The organism is Micromonospora sp. NPDC005553, assembly GCF_042871765.1.
In the GTDB taxonomy this organism is placed as follows: domain Bacteria; phylum Actinomycetota; class Actinomycetes; order Mycobacteriales; family Micromonosporaceae; genus Micromonospora.
In genome coordinates this window covers 150,706-167,858 of sequence record NZ_JBIAJD010000007.1, presented here as the reverse complement: position 1 = coordinate 167,858, position 17,153 = coordinate 150,706, and the positions used below count along the sequence as shown (strand labels likewise).

Annotated in this window: 9 protein-coding genes; 7 read left to right on the top strand and 2 right to left on the bottom strand. The window is 73.0% G+C overall.

All coding sequences use genetic code 11. The features are described 5' to 3' along the window. The first annotated feature begins 97 nt into the window (after nt 1-97). From gltB to ACFYPG_RS27450, 4 genes are all read left to right on the top strand, one after another. Entirely contained in the window at nt 98-4,801 is a 4,704-nt protein-coding gene (gene gltB, locus ACFYPG_RS27465; RefSeq protein ID WP_387354320.1) for a glutamate synthase large subunit, read from the top strand. Beyond that, nucleotides 4,794-6,329 (top strand): glutamate synthase subunit beta, encoded by a 1,536-nt coding sequence (locus ACFYPG_RS27460; RefSeq protein WP_387354319.1) that lies wholly within the window; start codon nt 4,794-4,796, stop codon nt 6,327-6,329. The genes gltB and ACFYPG_RS27460 overlap by 8 nt, the downstream gene beginning before the upstream one ends. A gap of 174 nt (nt 6,330-6,503) precedes the next feature. Continuing rightward, nucleotides 6,504-7,901 (top strand): MFS transporter, encoded by a 1,398-nt coding sequence (locus ACFYPG_RS27455; protein WP_387354318.1) that lies wholly within the window; start codon nt 6,504-6,506, stop codon nt 7,899-7,901. 69 nt (nt 7,902-7,970) lie between these two features. Continuing rightward, nucleotides 7,971-8,459, top strand: a complete 489-nt coding sequence (locus ACFYPG_RS27450; RefSeq protein ID WP_387354317.1) for a hypothetical protein — start codon at nt 7,971-7,973, stop codon at nt 8,457-8,459. A gap of 180 nt (nt 8,460-8,639) precedes the next feature. On the opposite strand, the gene ACFYPG_RS27445 is transcribed toward ACFYPG_RS27450, so the two are convergent. Continuing rightward, nucleotides 8,640-10,172 carry a M1 family metallopeptidase gene (locus ACFYPG_RS27445; protein ID WP_387354316.1) on the bottom strand — a complete coding sequence of 511 codons (1,533 nt, stop codon included), beginning with the start codon at nt 10,170-10,172 and terminating at the stop codon, nt 8,640-8,642. A gap of 144 nt (nt 10,173-10,316) precedes the next feature. Here ACFYPG_RS27445 and ACFYPG_RS27440 point away from each other — a divergent pair, with 144 nt between their 5' ends. The 3 genes from ACFYPG_RS27440 to ACFYPG_RS27430 all read left to right on the top strand — a co-directional run bounded on the left by ACFYPG_RS27440 (nt 10,317) and on the right by ACFYPG_RS27430 (nt 16,619). Further along, a complete protein-coding gene (locus ACFYPG_RS27440; protein WP_387354315.1) occupies nt 10,317-13,010 on the top strand; it encodes a hypothetical protein in 2,694 nt (897 codons plus the stop codon). Nucleotides 13,011-13,107: 97 nt separating this feature from the next. Next, the gene (locus ACFYPG_RS27435) at nt 13,108-15,654 is read left to right on the top strand and encodes an FtsK/SpoIIIE domain-containing protein (protein WP_387354314.1); all 2,547 of its coding nucleotides are present in this window, start codon (nt 13,108-13,110) and stop codon (nt 15,652-15,654) included. A gap of 2 nt (nt 15,655-15,656) precedes the next feature. Continuing rightward, on the top strand, nt 15,657-16,619 hold the full coding sequence (locus ACFYPG_RS27430; RefSeq protein ID WP_387354313.1) for a hypothetical protein: 963 nt from the start codon (nt 15,657-15,659) through the stop codon (nt 16,617-16,619). A gap of 61 nt (nt 16,620-16,680) precedes the next feature. On the opposite strand, the gene ACFYPG_RS27425 is transcribed toward ACFYPG_RS27430, so the two are convergent. Then, nucleotides 16,681-16,989: a hypothetical protein gene (locus tag ACFYPG_RS27425; protein ID WP_387354312.1), complete on the bottom strand. Its 309-nt coding sequence runs from the start codon at nt 16,987-16,989 to the stop codon at nt 16,681-16,683. Between the last annotated feature and the right edge of the window lie 164 nt (nt 16,990-17,153).

Sequence of the window (17,153 nt, the reverse complement as noted above, 5' to 3'; positions counted from 1 at the left end):
GGTGGCCGTGCGACCCCGGCCCTAACGTAGACTCAATAGACCCACGGGCCGACGTCGTCCCCACCATGATCCAACCTGAGTGACGACAGGAGGCCCGGTGGCTCAGCCGTACGCGGACACAGAACAGCCGCACCCGCACAGCCCGCAGGCGTCCCCGACGCCCCACCCCCGTCCGCCCGCCCAGGGTCTCTACGACCCCGCGCAGGAGCACGACGCCTGCGGCGTGGCCTTCGTGGCGGACCTGCACGGCCGGCGTTCACACTCGGTCGTCGCCAACGGGCTCGGCGCGCTCTGTCGGCTGGACCACCGGGGCGCCCGAGGCGCGGAGCCGAACACCGGCGACGGCGCCGGCATCATGATCCAGGTGCCCGACGCGTTCCTGCGCGCGGTGGCCGACGTCGCGCTTCCCCCAGCGGGCGAGTACGCCACCGGGCTGGTCTTCCTTCCCGACGACGATGCCGCCGAGGCGCGTGCCCGCCGGGTCGTCGAGAAGTACGCACTGGTCGAGGGCGCCGATCTGCTCGGTTGGCGGGACGTGCCGATCGACCCGAGTGACCTGGGTGAGACCGCCCTGGCGGCGATGCCCCGGGTCCGGCAGCTCTTCCTGGCGGCGCACCGTCTCACCGACACACCCGACGGGCCGGCCGGCTCCCCGCTGCGCGGCCTCGAGCTGGACCGGGTGGCGTTCTGTCTGCGTAAGCAGGCCGAGCGGGAGACCGCTGAACGTGGCGTTCCGGCGTACTTCCCGTCGTTGTCCAGCCGCACCATGGTCTACAAGGGCATGCTCACGCCCGACCAGTTGCCGGCGTTCTACCCGGACCTGCGCGACGAGCGGGTGGACAGCGCCATCGCGCTGGTGCACTCCCGCTTCTCCACGAACACCTTCCCGTCCTGGCCGCTGGCGCACCCGTACCGGTTCATCGCCCACAACGGCGAGATCAACACGATCCGGGGCAACCGCAACTGGATGCAGGCCCGCGAGGCGCTCCTGCGCTCGCCGAACGTGCCGGGCAACATCCGGCGGGTCTTCCCGGTCTGCACACCCGCGGCCTCCGACTCGGCGAACTTCGACGAGGTCCTGGAGTTGCTGCACCTGGCCGGGCGGAGCCTGCCGCACGCGGTGCTCATGATGATCCCCGAGGCGTGGGAGAACGACCCGGGGATGGACCCGGCCAAGCGCGCCTTCTACCGCTTCCACGCCAGCCTCATGGAGCCGTGGGACGGCCCGGCGTCGGTGGCCTTCACCGACGGTGAGATCGTCGGCGCGGTGCTGGACCGTAACGGGCTGCGTCCGGGGCGCTGGTGGCAGACCGACGACGGGCTCGTGGTGCTCGGCTCCGAGGCGGGCGTGCTCGACCTCGACCCGGCCCACGTGGTCGCCAAGGGGCGGCTCCAGCCGGGCCGGATGTTCCTGGTCGACACCGTGGCCGGGCGGATCGTGCACGACGAGGAGATCAAGTCCGAGTTGGCCGCCGCCCAGCCGTACGCCGAGTGGCTGCACGCCGGGCTGATCGAGCTGAACGACCTGCCGCCGCGCGAGCACACCGTCTACACGCACGACTCGGTGCGCCGCCGGCAGCAGACCTTCGGCTACACGCAGGAGGAGCTGAAGATCCTGCTGGGGCCGATGGCCCGCACCGGCGCCGAGCCGCTCGGTTCGATGGGTACGGACACCCCGATCGCGCCGCTGTCCACCCGACCGCGGCTGCTCTACGACTACTTCCACCAGCTCTTCGCCCAGGTCACCAACCCGCCGTTGGACGCCATCCGCGAGGAGTTGGTGACCAGCCTGGCGTCGACGATCGGGCCGGAGGGCAACCTGCTCGACCCGGGTGCCGCGAGCTGCCGTCAGATCGTGCTCCCGCACCCGATCCTCGACAACGACGAGCTGGCGAAGATCCTCTCCATCGACGAGGACGGCGACCTGCCCGGCTTCAAGGCGGTCCGGGTCTCCGGGCTGTACCGGATCCGGGAGGGCGCCGCCGGGATCAAGGCGCGGCTGACCGAGATCTGCCGGCACGTCTCCGAGGCGATCGAGGACGGGGTGCGCATCCTGGTGCTCTCCGACCGGGACTCCAACGCCGACCTGGCGCCGATCCCGTCGCTGCTGCTCACCGCCGCCGTGCACCAGCACCTGGTCCGCGAGCAGACCCGTACGCGGGCGGCGCTGATCGTCGAGTCCGGGGACTGCCGGGAGGTGCACCACGCGGCGGTCCTGATCGGCTACGGCGCGGCGGCGGTCAACCCGTACCTGGCGTTCGAGTCGGTCGAGGACATGATCGCCACGGGCGCTCTCGCCGGGGTGGAGCCCGCCGCCGCGGTGCGCAACTACGCGAAGGCGCTCGGCAAGGGCGTCCTGAAGATCATGTCCAAGATGGGCATCTCGACGGTGTCCTCGTACTGCGGTGCGCAGGTCTTCGAGGCGGTCGGCCTGGACAGCCGGCTGGTCGAGCGCTACTTCCGGGGCACCCCCAGCCGCATCGGCGGGGTGGGTCTCGCGGGCGTGCACACCGAGGTGGCCGCCCGGCACGCGCTGGCCTGGCCGCCGGCCGGCACCGCCACCTCCGACCGGTTGGAGGTCGGTGGCGAGTACCAGTGGCGCCGCGAGGGTGAGTTGCACCTGTTTAACCCCGAGACGGTGTTCCTGCTGCAACACGCCACCCGCAGCCGGCAGTACGACGTCTTCCGGCAGTACACCGCAAAGGTCGACGCGCTCGCCGCGCAGGCCGGCTCGCTGCGTGGGTTGTTCACAGTGCGCACCGGCGTCCGTCCGGCGGTGCCGATCGAGGAGGTCGAGCCGGCCACCGAGATCGTCAAGCGGTTCGCCACCGGCGCCATGTCGTACGGGTCGATCTCGGCGGAGGCGCACGAGACGCTCGCCATCGCCATGAACCGGCTCGGCGGCAAGTCCAACACCGGTGAGGGCGGCGAGGACGTCGAGCGGCTGCACGACCCGGCCCGCCGCTCGGCGGTCAAGCAGATCGCCAGCGGCCGCTTCGGTGTGACCAGCGAGTACCTGGTCAACGCGGACGACCTCCAGATCAAGATGGCCCAGGGCGCCAAGCCGGGCGAGGGCGGTCAGCTGCCCGGTAACAAGGTCTGGCCGTGGATCGCCCGGACCCGGCACGCCACTCCCGGCGTGGGTCTGATCTCCCCGCCGCCGCACCACGACATCTACTCCATCGAGGACCTCGCCCAGTTGGTGCACGACCTGAAGTGCGTCAACCCGGCGGCCCGGGTGCACGTCAAGCTGGTCAGCGAGGTCGGTGTCGGCACCGTCGCCGCCGGGGTGGCGAAGCTCAAGGCGGACGTCATCCTGATCTCCGGCCACGACGGCGGCACGGGCGCCTCCCCGATGAACTCGCTGAAGCATGCCGGCACCCCGTGGGAGCTGGGGCTGGCCGAGGCGCAGCAGACGCTGTTGCTCAACAAGCTGCGCGACCGGGTCACGGTGCAGGTCGACGGCCAGCTCAAGACCGGCCGGGACGTCCTGGTCGCGGCGTTGCTCGGCGCGGAGGAGTTCGGCTTCGCGACCGCGCCGCTGATCGTCGAGGGTTGCGTGATGATGCGGGTCTGCCACCTGGACACCTGCCCGGTCGGCATCGCCACGCAGAATCCGGTGCTGCGGGAGCGTTTCACCGGCAAGCCGGAGTTCGTGGAGAACTTCTTCCTCTTCCTCGCCGAGGAGGTCCGGGGGTACCTGGCCGAGCTGGGTTTCCGGTCGATCGAGGAAGCGATCGGGCAGTCCGAGCTGCTCGACGTGGCCCCGGCGCTGACGCACTGGAAGGCGCACGGGTTGGACCTGGCGCCCGTCCTGCACCTGCCGGAGCTGCCCGCCGACGCGGCCCGACGCGGGGTTCGCGCGCAGGATCACGGCCTGGAGCAGGCGCTCGACAACGAGCTGATCGCGTTGGCGCGTCCGGCTCTGACGGACGGTGCGCCGGTGCGGGTCGAGGTGGCGGTGCGCAACGAGCACCGCAGCGTCGGCGCGATGCTCGGTGGTGAGGTGACCCGTCGTTTCGGTGGCGCCGGCCTTCCCGAGGACACCGTCGAGTTCGTGCTGCACGGCACGGCTGGGCAGTCGTTCGGCGCGTTCCTGCCGCGCGGCGTGACCCTGCGCCTGCACGGCGACGCCAACGACTACGTGGGCAAGGGCCTCTCCGGGGGTCGGCTCATCGTCCGTCCGGACGCCGCCGCGCCGTTCCTCGACCCGGACGCCGAGCCGGGGCAACGGGCCGAGGATCAGATCATCGCCGGCAACACCATCCTGTACGGGGCCACGGCGGGCGAGGTCTTCCTGCGCGGCCGGGTGGGTGAGCGGTTCGCGGTACGCAACTCGGGCGCTGTCGCCGTGGTCGAGGGTGTTGGTGACCATGGCTGCGAGTACATGACCGGCGGCACTGTGGTGGTGCTGGGCGCGACCGGCCGGAACTTCGCGGCGGGCATGTCCGGCGGCACGGCGTTCGTGCACCACCTGGATCGGGCCCGGGTCAACGCGGAACTGGTCGACCTGCTGCCGGTGGGCGAGCAGGAGCAGTCGCTCCTGCACGACCTGGTCCAACGGCACGTGGCCGAGACCGGGTCGGCGGTCGCCGAGGAGCTGCTCAAGCGGTGGCCGGAGGCGGTGGCCGAGTTCACCGCCGTGGTACCCCGCGACTACCGCCGGGTGCTGGAGATCATGCGGGCCGCCGAAGCAGCCGGCCGCGACGTCGACGACGCGGTGATGGGCGCGCTGAGCGCGCCGGCCGCGCCGGTGCCGCCCGCCCCGCGGGTGGCTGCCCAGGAGGTGGCACGTGCCTGACCCGAACGGTTTCCTGCGCTACGACCGGCGGCTGCCGGCCCGCCGCCCGGTGCCGGTGCGGATCAGCGACTGGCGGGAGGTGTACCCGCCGGCCGGCGAGGAGTTGGTCCGTGAGCAGGCCACCCGATGCATGGACTGCGGCATCCCGTTCTGCCACGACGGCTGCCCACTGGGCAATCGCATCCCGGACTGGAACGACCTCGTGCGTACCGGCAACTGGGACGCCGCGGTGGAGTCGCTGCACGCCACCAACAATTTCCCGGAATTCACCGGCCGGCTCTGCCCCGCGCCCTGCGAGGCGGCCTGCGTGCTCGGCATCTCCGGCGGTCAACCGGTGACCATCAAGCAGGTCGAGGTGGAGATCGCCGACGCCGCCGCGGCGCGCGGGTTCACCCCCCGCCCGGTGCCGGCGCCGTCGGGCCGGTCGGTCGCCGTCGTCGGCTCCGGGCCCGCCGGGCTCGCCGCGGCCCAGCAGCTGGCCCGTGCCGGTCACGCGGTGACGGTGTACGAGCGCGACGACGCGATCGGCGGCCTGCTCCGGTACGGCATTCCCGACTTCAAGTTGGAGAAGCGGCACATCGATGCCCGGTTGGCCCAGCTCACCGCCGAGGGGGTGCGTTTCCGCACCGGCGTGAACGTCGGCGTGGACGTCACCGCCGAGCAGTTGCGCGCCGAGCACGACGCGGTGCTGCTGGCCTGTGGGGCGTTGCAGGGCCGGGACACCCCGGAGACCCCGGGGCGGGCGCTTCGGGGCGTACACCAGGCGATGGCGCACCTGGTCGCGGCGAATCGCGCGGTCGCCACGGCGGCCACCGACCAGGCCGGCGTGGTGGCCACCGCCGAGCGTGGGTTGGCGCCCGCGGTGTTGCCCGACGGCACGCCGATCGACGCGGCCGGCAAGCACGTGGTGATCATCGGCGGAGGTGACACGGCGGCCGACTGTCTCGGCGTCGCGCACCGCCAGGGCGCCGCGGGCGTGCACCAGCTCGACCTGTACCCGCAGCCGCCGCAGGAGCGCGACGAGGCACGGGATCCGTGGCCGACCTGGCCGTGGGTGCTGCGTAGCTACCCGGCGCACGAGGAGGGTGGCGAGCGGGTCTTCGCCGTGGCGGTGCAGGAGTTCGTGGACGACGGCACCGGCCAGGTGCGGGCGGTGCGGATCGCCGAGGTGACAGTGGAGAAGCGCGACGGCCGGCGGGTCGTCACTGTGGTGCCGGGCTCCGAGCGGGAGTTGCCGGCCGATCTGGTGCTGTTGGCGATCGGTTTCGAGGGCACCGAGCAGCAGCCGCTGCTGGCCCAGTTCGGCGTGGCCCGCAACCCGCGGGGCGCCATCGACGCCCGCGACGACTGGCAGACCGACGCCGACGGGGTGTTCGTGGCTGGTGACATGCACCGGGGCGCTTCGCTGATCGTCTGGGCCATCGCCGAGGGGCGGGCGGTCGCCGCGGCCATCCACGGCTATCTGGGCGGTGTCGGTGCGTTGCCGGCCCCGGTGGGCCCGGCCGCGCAGGCTCTCGCCGCTCGCTGAGGTGCGGGCGTCCGGTCGGTGCGGCAGGTCCGCCGCCGCATCGGCCGGGCATTCCCGATGGTGAAGCCGCTCACAAATGTGGGCAAAAAGGTTTAAGCCGGCAAGACTTGCCGGCTGCCGAACCGCGCCGCGATCGGTGTGAATGATCATGCTGCCGATCGCTGGAGGTTCGTCGTGGCCAGAGGTGCCACCTTCGCCGCGTTGCGCCACCGCAACTACCGGATCTGGGCGCTCGCCGGCTTCGTCTCCGTCATCGGCACCTGGATGCAGGTCCTCGGGGTCAACTGGTACGTACTGAAGGAGACTGGCTCCGCGACCTCAATGGGCTTCGCCGTGCTGCTCCAGGCGGCGCCCACCCTGCTGCTCAGCGTCTGGGGTGGCGTGCTGGCCGACCGGCTGCCCGCCCGCCCGTTGCTGATCGCCGCCCAGTGCGCCCACGCGGTGCTCGCCGCCGGACTGGCGGCGGTCGCCCTGACCGGGGTCGGCGGCCTGCCGCTGATCTTCGCGATCTCGCTGGCCACCGGTGCCGTCTCGGCGATCGAAGGCCCGGTGATGGGACGCTGGGCCGCCAGCCTCGTTGACCGGGAGACGCTGGGCAACGCGCTGGCGCTCGGCTCGCTCAGCAACTCCGCCGGCCGCATCCTCGGCATGAGCCTCGGTGCCGTGGTGGTGGCCGCCGTCGGACCCGCCCTGCTGTTCGGCATCAACGCGGTCAGCTTCGCCGCCGTGGTGGTGGCGCTGTTCGCCGTACGCCCGGCAGGCGTGCCCGGCCTCCCGGTCCCGGACGCCGGCCGGACTCGGGGCGGTGTCCGCGCCGGGTTCTCCTACCTGCGCGGGCAGCCGGTGCTGCTCCTCGCGCTCGCCCTGTCGTTCGTGCTCGGCAGCCTGGGCCGCAACTACCAGGTGACCATGGCCGCGATGAGCGACGGGCCGCTGGACGCTGGTGCCTCCGGGTACGGCCTGCTGTCGACGGTGTTCGCGGTCGGCACCGTGGTGGGCGCGCTCGTCGCGGCCCGGCGGCGCTCCCTGGGTTACCGGACGCTCGTCGTCGCGGGCCTGTTCGCCAGCGGGTTGCAGATCGTCGCCGGCCTCGCACCCGGCACCTGGAGCTTCGCCGCGGTGATCCTGCCGATCGCCGCCGCCGCGGTGGTCATCGACACCACCGTCGGCACCCGCGCCCAGCTCGACACCGACGGCGCGATGCGGGGCCGGGTGCTCGCCGCCCTGGCGGTCACCGGCTCGGTCTCCGCCGCGGTCGGCGCCCCGCTGCTCGGCTGGCTCGCCGAACATGCCGGGCCTCGGCAGACGCTCGTCCTCGCCGGAGCCGCAGCGGCGATCGCCACGACGGCGGCGGGCGTCGCCCTCGATCGGCAGCGCGGCCGTGCGGCGACCCTCGCGCTTGTCGTTCCGCGACCCCGCCATCCGGTACGACGAGCGGCGTTCCGGGCCGCCCGCATCGTGCGGCCCACCGGTGCGGTCTGCGTCATCGTGCCCGCCGAGGCCGGTGCGGTGCGGTCGGGCGGGGTCCGGCTCCGGGAGTTGGCCACCGCCGGGCCGGTGGCGAACCGCTGAGACAGCGGTCACCCTCGGTGGCCCGCTTCCGGGACAGGGCAGAATGAAGATCATCGTTACGCTGCGATCATGGACAATGAGGAGCGGCTACGGCGAACCCGCCGATGGCTGTGGGTCGTGCTGATCGGGCTCTTCCTGAGTGGTGTCACAGCGTTTCCGCTGGAGATCGAGGTGCGCTGGCTGCTGCGCGTACTGGATCCGCTCGCCGGCCAACTGCCCGCGCTGGTCGCCTGGATCGAGCGGGTGCACACCGGGCTCGTGACGGCCGGCGAGGACTACCCGTTCCTGCTCTACGGCACCGACTGGCTGGCCTTCGCCCACCTGGTGCTGGCAGTGGCCTTCTGGGGGCCGCTGCGCGACCCGGTGCGCAACGTCTGGGTGGTGCAGGTCGGCATGATCGCCTGCGCCGGCATCGTTCCGCTGGCGCTGATCTGCGGCCCGATCCGGGACATCCCCTGGTTCTGGACGCTCATCGACCTGTCCTTCGCGGTCGGGGCGTTCCCGCCGCTCTGGTTCGCGTACCGGCACATCCGCGCCGTAGAAGCCTCAACCCCGTAACCCCGTAACCCCGTAACCCCGTAACCCCGTAACCCCGTAACCCCGGGCCGCGCGACCCCCGCCGGTCGATCATGGAGTTGTGGTGGGCAGAAGATACGCCCTTGCCTGATATGTCAGGCACCACAACTCCATGATCGACGTGGCGGGGTGGGGTGGGGGTGGGGGTGGGGTGGGGTGGGGCTAGTGGGACATCAGGTCGTGGGACTCGCGGATCTTGGCCCAGGATCTGGGCTCGGTCGGTGGGGCGGCCTTGCGGGCGGCGCTGGCCACCTCGGGTCGGCCGGCGGTGAACAGCCAGGTGGTGAACAGGTCGTCCAGGTCCAGTCCGGAGACCCGCTCGGCCAGGGCCTGGAACTGCTCGATGGTGCCGTTGCCGTACCGGTGCTCGGCGGTCCAGGTCGGCAGGATCTCGAAGAACGCGTCGTCACCGACGGCCAGCCGCAGCTGGTGCAGGGCCATCGCACCCCGGTCGTAGACGGCGTTGTCGAAGACCCGGGCAGCGCCCGGGTCGCCGGGCAGCACCTGCCAGAACCCGTCGTCAGCCGGGTAACTGGCGTAGGTGAAGTCGAAGACCTCCTGGGCGGTGCCCTCGCCCTGCTCCTCCGACCAGAGCCACTCGGCGTACGAGGCGAAGCCCTCGTTGAGCCAGATGTTGCGCCAGTCGGCCACCGAGACCGAGTCGCCGAACCACTGGTGGGCCAGCTCGTGCGTCACCACGTAGGTGTTGGCGCCGCGTCGCCAGAAGCCCGGCCCGTACACCGGGCGGGTCTGCGTCTCCAGGGCGAAGCTGATGCCGTCGATCGGCCCGGCCACACCGCCCTGCGCCTCGAACGGGTACGGGCCGAAGATCCCGCTCTCCCAGTCGACGATCTCGGCGGTCCGCTCGATGCTGGCCCGCGCGGCCGGCCCGAGCGCGCCCAGCGACGTGCTGTACGCGTTGATCACCGGCTGGCCGCCCGGGGTGGTGTCGGTGACGATGTCGTACTGGCCGATGGCCATGAAGGCCAGGTAGGTGGCGGTGGGGGAGGTGGTCCGCCAGATCCACCGGGTGCGGTTGCCGGCCTCGGCCAGCGGCGGCCTTGGCTGCACGCCGTTGCTGATCACCTCGACGCCGGTGGGCACCGAGACCGAGATGTCGTAGGTGGCCTTGTCCAGCGGGTGGTCGTTGCTCGGGAACCACCACCACGCCGACTCGGGCTCGTTGACGGCGAGGGCGCCGTCGTCGGTACGCGTCCAGCCGGTGTAGCCGTTGACCAGGGCCTCCGACGGGACACCGGAGTACCGCACGACGATGGTGAGCTGTTGGCCCCGGGTCACCGTGCGGGCCGGGGTGACCACCAACTCGTGCGCCCCAGCGGTGGTGCTGCTCGCCGCCCAACCGTTGACCCGGACCGACTCGACGTCGAGCAGGAAGTCCAGATTGAACGTCGAGAGGTCTTCAGTGGCGGTGGCGAGGATCGTGGTGGTGCCGGTGAGCAGGTCGGTGGCCGGTTCGTAGCGCAGCCGGACGTCGTAGTGCTCGACGTCGTAGCCGCCGTTGCCGTAGTCGGGGAAGTAACTGTCGCCCAGTCCGGGCGCGCCGGGTTGCGGCGCCGCGGAGACGACCGGACGGCCCCAGCCCGTCGGGGCGGCCTGGGCGGGGGTGCCGGCGAGCATGGTGCCGGCGGTGGTGAGGGTCAGGGCGGTGGTGGCCGCCGTGAGGACTCGTCGCACGGGGTGGACTCCCTCCATCGGGTGTTCGCCAGGTCAACTTAATCGACAAGTGTGAACGTCGCTGGCCGCCACACCCATCGGCGGTCGTCGTCCTCTGGCGTGCGTTGCACCGCAAGGTCACACTGTGTTGATCGGAGGTGACACGTGCGGCGCTCGGAGGTACCCAGGCGGGAGTTGACCGGCCAACGACAGTCGACAGCTGGTCGGGAACGCCTGCCGGCCGGCGGCTTGGAGTTGTTCACGCTGCTCGCCCGACTGTTGCGGCGACCCCGCCGCGGCGAGCGCCGGCTGCCCCTGCTGTGGCTGGTCCGCTCCGACACCGCGGATCTGATGGTGCCGCTGCGTCGGTTCCTCGGCCAGGGCCCCCGGCGGCGGGTGCCGCACGCCGTGCTGGACGCCGAAGCGCCGCCCGGCGCCGGGGACGTGCCGGCGCTGCTGCGCGAGCTGCACCGGCAGCTCTCCCTGGAGGCCTTCGGTGCCGCCCGGCTGCGCTTCCGGCACTATCCGCTCGCCGACTGGCTGATGCAGCAGAGCCTCAACCTGGGCATCGACGCCGACGACAGCCGCGCGGCCCTGGTCCGCCGGCTGCGCGACCGCAGGGGCCCGCGCACGCCGGAGGCGGTGCCCTCCGGCGGCGACGCGGTCAGCATCGTCTCGCAGGTGCTGCTCTGGCTGGTCCGTCGCGCCGTGCCGGGGGTGGTCTTCCGGGCTGCCGTCTCCGGTCGGGTGCCGGTGCTCGGGCGGCACTACAACTGGTTCATGCGCCAGCAGTATCTGGCACCCCGGCAATCGGTCACCTTCCTCGGTTTCGCCGAGCGCCTCACCGCCGGCTGGCGCGACGGGGAGCAACCCGACCAGGTCAACAAGCTGATGCTGCACGCGTTCCTGGAGGACCTGCGGCAGGCGTACCGGCGTCGGCCGTGGCGCCCGTCGGACTGGCGGCGCACCGCGTACCCGGCTCTGCTGATCGATCACGTCGCCCCCGGCAACGTCGGCGGGGAACTCGTCCGCCTGATCGGTGACGTTCGCACCGAGACCGGCCGCAACGACCCGCTGCTGATCGTCGCGTCCGGTGGGCAACCCCCACCGGACCTGCCCGAACCGCACCCGTTGACCGAGGCCGACGAGGCGTACGACGAGTGGGCCGGTGCGCTGCCGGAGATGCGGCGGCTGCGCCGCCCAGCCACCTGGCTGGTGGCCCTGCGCCCCGACGAGACCGACACCGGCCCACCGTCGCGTGGCGGGCTGCGGCCCTTCTCCGCGCCCGACCCGCCGTGGTGGTCGCGACGCTTCCTGCCGACGGCGCTCTGCCTGGTGCTGGTGGCGGTGCTCGGCCTGTGGGTGGCCAGCCGGTGGGGGCCGGGCTGTCACCCCTCGCTCACCGGCCAGGTCTCGGTCGAGGTGGCCGGCAGCGGCGAGTGTGTCGGCTACAGCGACAGCGCTGCCCAGGTGTTCAACAACGACCCCGGCCAGGACCGGCTGCGCACGGTTCAGCAGCGCATCTTCGCGCAGAACCGCGCCGCCGAGGAGGTCTGGCAGCGCAGCGACCGGCGGCGGCCCATCCTCACGCTGGTCTACCTCGGCACCCTCACCGGCAACCGGACCCGCGCGGACGAGGAGTCGTACGTCTCCGAGCGCGAGGAGCTCGAAGGGATGGCCACCGCCCAGTACGCGTTGCTGAAGGAGTCGGCCGGCGCCGACGGCGCCGCGCTGCTGCGGATCGTGGTCGCCAACGCCGGCCGCCAGATGATCTACGCCGACCGGGCGGTGGCGATGCTGGCCGAACTGGCCCGGGACGACCCCACAGTGCTCGGGGTGGTCGGGCTGGTGGAGAGCCGCACCAGCACCGCCCGCGCGCTGCGCGAGCTGAACCAGGTCGGGCTGCCGGTGCTGGCGCCCACCCTCTCCGCCGACAAGATGGACGCCAACTCCCGCCTCTACCTCCAGATCTCCGCACCGAACAAGGACCAGGTGAAGCTGGTCGACGCGTACGCCAAGCAGGTGCTGAAGGTCGCCGAGGCACACGTCTTCTACACCACCCTGGAGGGCAGCACGCTCACCGAGGACCTCTACGTGGGCACCCTCGTCGACGGGCTCCGACAACAGTTCGGCCCCCGCATCACCCGCCTCGACGAGTGGAGCACCGGGCAGCGGCTGACCGACGAGTGCGGCTACCCCGGGCTGCTCTTCTACGCCGGCCGGTGGTCGGAGTTCGACGGTTTCCTGCGGGCGCTGCGCGAGTGCGGCGGCAACCCGCCCCGACACCTCGTCGCCGACGACTCGGCCAACCGGTACATGGCCAACCCGGGGCTGCGCGCGGCCGCCCCCGGCAACCTGCCCGTCACGTACGTCTCCAAGGCGGCCCTGGCCACCTGCGCGGCGCTGCGGGCCGCCCAGGACCGGCGCGACGACGCCCGGGCGACCTTCCTGGCCTGGATCCAGTCCGACGACCTGCTCGACCCGCCGCGCTGCCGACCCGACTCCGAAGAACAGGTCGGTGAGCGGGTCAGTCTCGCCTACGACGCGTCGATGATGCTCATCCGGGCCGTGGAGAGTCTCGCCGCCCGGCTGCACCACGCCGACCCGCGGCAACGCTGGGAGCCGGACTCGGTCAACCCGGTGGCCGTGCACGCGGAGGTGCTCCGGCAGAACGCCGGGCAGGGCTACCCGGGGGTGGCCGGGCTGATCCGTTTCACGCCCGACTCGGGGGAGCCGGTCGACAAGCGACTGGCCCTGATGCGGGTCGAGCAGGTGCCCGACGTGGCGACGGCGCCGGTGGAGGTGTTCCGCTGCGGGGCGGCCGACGGGTCCGGCCCGGCGACGTGCGGTCCCGCCTGACCGGTCCGGCGGGACACGTCCTCGCAGGACTGTCCGGGTGCCACCGGTGTCCGTTAGGGTTCCTGGGACCAGGCGGCCGTGGCGTTGGGGGCAGAGGGTGGGCAGGCTCGCGTCGGCGTACGGGCAGGCGGTCAACTCCCACCGGGCTGCTCGCGCGCATCTGGACACCGCCCGCAACGCCCTGGGGGCGGCACCGACCGCCGTCGCGCCGACCGGCGCCGACGACCTGGTGACCCGCCTCGCCCGCCTCGGCGCTGCCCTGGCAACCCCCGCCCCGGGCGTCACCCCGCTGACCGACGAGCCGTCCGCGGTGCGGATCGGCGAGGCGTCCACAGCGGAGGGCGGCTTTCCGGTGCTGGTCCCGCTCGGCGGTGGCCACCACCTCGCCCTGGACACCGACGCCCGGGACCCGCAGGTCGCCGGGCTGCTGCGGGCGCTGGTGCTGCGGTTGGTCGCCACCGCACCGCCCGGCCAGGTCCGCGTCGCCGGCATCGACACGGCCGCGCTCGGCGCCACCTTCGGCCCGCTGCGACCACTGCTCGACGCCGGGGTGCTCGACCCGCCGGCCACCGGCGAGGCCGAGGTGGCCGCGCTGCTGGACGCCGCCGAGCAGCACGCCCGCGCCGCGCAGCACGGCCAGCCCGCAGCCCGTCGCCTGTTGGTGGTGGTCGCCACCGCCGCGCCGCCGCCCCGCGAGCTGGCCCGGCTCGCCGCGCTCACCCACGCCGGCCCGGCCGCCGCCGTGTGCGTGCTGCTCGCCGGCCACCCGTCGCGGCTGCCCGGCGAGACCGCGCCGTCGCTGGGCGGCACCACAGCCGTGCGGCTCAGTCAGGGGTACGCGCACGTCGGCGACCCACCCGGCACCCCGTTCAGCGCCGACGGCAGCGGGCTCGCCGCACCCGTCCTGCTCGACGGCGACCCACCGCCGGCGTCGGTCCGCGCGCTCGCCGAGCACCTCGGCACCGCCACCCGTCGCGCCGACGCGTTGCCCTTCACCGACCTGCTGCCCGAACGGCGCTGGGCCGAGTCCGCCGGCAACGGCCTGCGTACGGTGGTCGGCCGGGCCGGCGGCGCTGCCGCCTTCGACACCGCGCTGACGCTCGCCTTCGACGACGCCACCCCGCACTGGCTGGTCGGCGGGCGCACCGGCGCCGGCAAGACCGTCTTCCTCCTCGACGTCCTCTACGGGTTGGCCGCCCGCTACTCGCCGGCCGAGTTGCAGCTCTACCTGCTCGACTTCAAGGAGGGCGTGAGCTTCACCGAGTTCGTGCCCACCGACCGGGACCCGTCCTGGTTGCCGCACGCCCGTGCCGTCGGCATCGAGTCCGACCGCGAGTACGGTCTCGCCGTGCTGCGCGAGCTGCGCCGGGAGGCGCAGCGCCGGGCCACCGCGCTCAAGCGGCACGGCGTCACCAAGCTCGCCGACCTGCCCCGCGACAATCCGCTGCCGCGCATCGTGGCGGTCGTCGACGAGTTCCACGTGCTGCTCGCCGGCAACGACGCGCTGGCCCGGGAGGCCGTCGACCTGCTGGAGGACCTGGCCCGCAAGGGCCGCTCGTACGGCATCCACCTGGTGCTCGCCAGCCAGAGCATGACCGGCATCGAAGCCCTCTACGGGCGGGCCGAGGCGATCTTCGGGCAGTTCGCGTTGCGGGTGGCGCTGCCCGGCGGGGGTGGGGTGCTCGACCAGCTCAACGACGCCGCTGCGGCCCTGCCGGTCGGCTCCGCCGTGGTCAACACCGCCGCCGGCGCGGTCGGCGCCGACACCGTGCTGCGCTTCCCCGACGCGCACGCCGCCACGGCGGACCTCGCCGCGTTACGCCACGACCTGTGGCAGGCCCGCCCGCCGGGTTCGCGGGCCCCAGCGGTCTTCAAGGGGTACGAAGCCGCGCGGATCGAGGACGACAGCACGTTCGCCGGGTTGCGCCCCGGTGGTCGACGCCCGATGGCACTTGTCGGTCGGACCGTCGACGTGCACGGCACCACAGCACTCTTCCTGATGGACACCACCCCCGGTCGGCACCTCGCCGTGGTGGGCACCGCGCCGACCGGCGCGGACGTGCTGCGGGCCGCGACGCTCAGCCTGGCCCGCCAGCACACCCCCGGCGACGCCCGGTTCGAGCTGGCCTGCCTGGTCGGCGCCGCCGACGCGGTCGCCGACGACACCGAAGCCGTCCTGCGGGCCGCCGGCCACCCGGTCGGACGCCTCGACGCGGCCGGGCTGCGCGACCGGATCGCCGCGCTGGCCGCCGAACCCACCGGCCGCGAATACCTGGTGGTGTTCGGCATGGACGCCGCCGCGCCCGTCCTCGGTGCCACCGACCCCGGCACGTTCCGTTCCGGGCTGGACGACCTGCGCACCGTCCTGCGCCAGGGCCCCGGGCAGGGAGTGCACCTGCTCGGTTGGTGGAGAGGGCTGCGCCGGCTCGGCGACGACCTCGGCGGCACCCAGAACCGCGACGACGTCGCCTGCCTGGTAGCGCTCAACGTGCCCGGCGCCGAACTGGCCCTGCACCTCGGAGCGCACGACCTGACCTACACGCCCCGCCCCGACCGGGCACTGCTGATCGACAGGCACGACCAGCGCACCCGGCTGATCGTCCCGTTCGTCGGTGACGGGCACGACCCGGACGGGGAGCGCTGACAGTGTCCTTCGAGGAGTACGCGGCCCTGGCCCGGCAACTCTCCGCCCAGCACCGCGCCGGGGAACAGCACGCCGCCGCCGAGTCCGCGCGCCGCCGCGACCTGCACGCCGCCGTCGACTACCTCCAGCAGCGGCTCACGGCCCAGGGGCAGCGCCTCGACCAGCTCGGCCGAGCCATCGGCGTCGACCAACCACCCGCCGCCCCCGCCGCAGGCCCAGGCCCAGGTTCGGGCCCAGGCTCAGCCGCGGGCCCGGGCCCAATGGCGCCGGGTGAGGCCGCCGCGTGGCCCAGCCCACCGTCCGGCGCCGGGTCGCCCTCCGGCACTGGCAGCGGTCCGTCTTCCGCTGCCGGCTCCGGCCTGCCCGCCGGTTCCGGCTCACCCACCGCACCTGGAACCGGGAACGGGGAACCCGCCGGCGCAGCCGGCGCGCCGGGGCGGGCGGGGGTCGGGGCGTACCCCCAGCTGCCGGCGGGGGAGGCGCGGCTGGCACTGCCGACGGCGGTGAGCCCGGCGGGCGGCGGGGTGCCCGCGCAGCGCGCGGCCACGGCGGACCCGGCGATGGAGTTGGAGCTGGCCCGGCGGATGGCCGACGAGGCCGACCGGCACGGGCAGCAGGCGGAGTTGCTGGCCCAGCGGCCGGCGCTGCTGCCGACGTGGTCGCCGCTGGCGAGGGCGGTCGCCGTCTACGCCGGGTGCGGCGCGGCGGCCGGGGTGCTCGTGCTGATGCTGGTGCTCGCCTCCGGGGTCGGCCTGGTGGACGGGTTCACCCTCGGCGCGTGGATCTGCGCGGGGTTGCCGGCGGTGGCGTTCTTCGGCGGCTACCTGGTGCTGGGCCGCTGGGGGCGGCCGGCCATGGTCGCCGGCACCCCGCCGCGATATCTGCCGCTCGGGTTCCTGATCTGTTTCCTGGTGGTGCCGATGGCCTACTGCGCGTATCTGTTGCTGGTCCGCGGTCTGCGCTGACGATCGACCTGGAGTGGCGAATGGTCGTCACCATACAGGGGCGCCGACTGTTGGGCACGGATCAGTCCAGGTGGTAGATGACGCGGCCTGCGTCGCTGAACTGCTGCTCGGTGCCGCTGGTCGAAGGGCTGAAGACGCGGCAGGAGCAGTCATCGGCGGGAGGCCCCGCCGACGCCTCGGCGTAGTACCAGACCTGACCCACCTCGGCCCTGAACGTGCGACTGCTGGCCCGTCCCACCTCGATCGCCCGGTGCGGTTCACACTGAGCGTCGAAGATCCACAGCACGTACGGCTCACTGCTCGTCGAGGCAGTGCCCCGCAGCGGTTCTCCCCACCGGCTTTCGGGGATCTCCCGTCGGAAGTAGACCAACGCGTCATCGCCATGGATCTTGGCGATGCAGGACCGGTAGAGCGCTGCCCGAGACGCCGGGGTCGGACTGGGCGCGGCTGTTGCGGACGACGATGACTGAAGGCTGCTGAGGATGCTCTGCCCGTCACCGGTCGCGACGGAGACGACAAGCAGGAGGGCGAGAA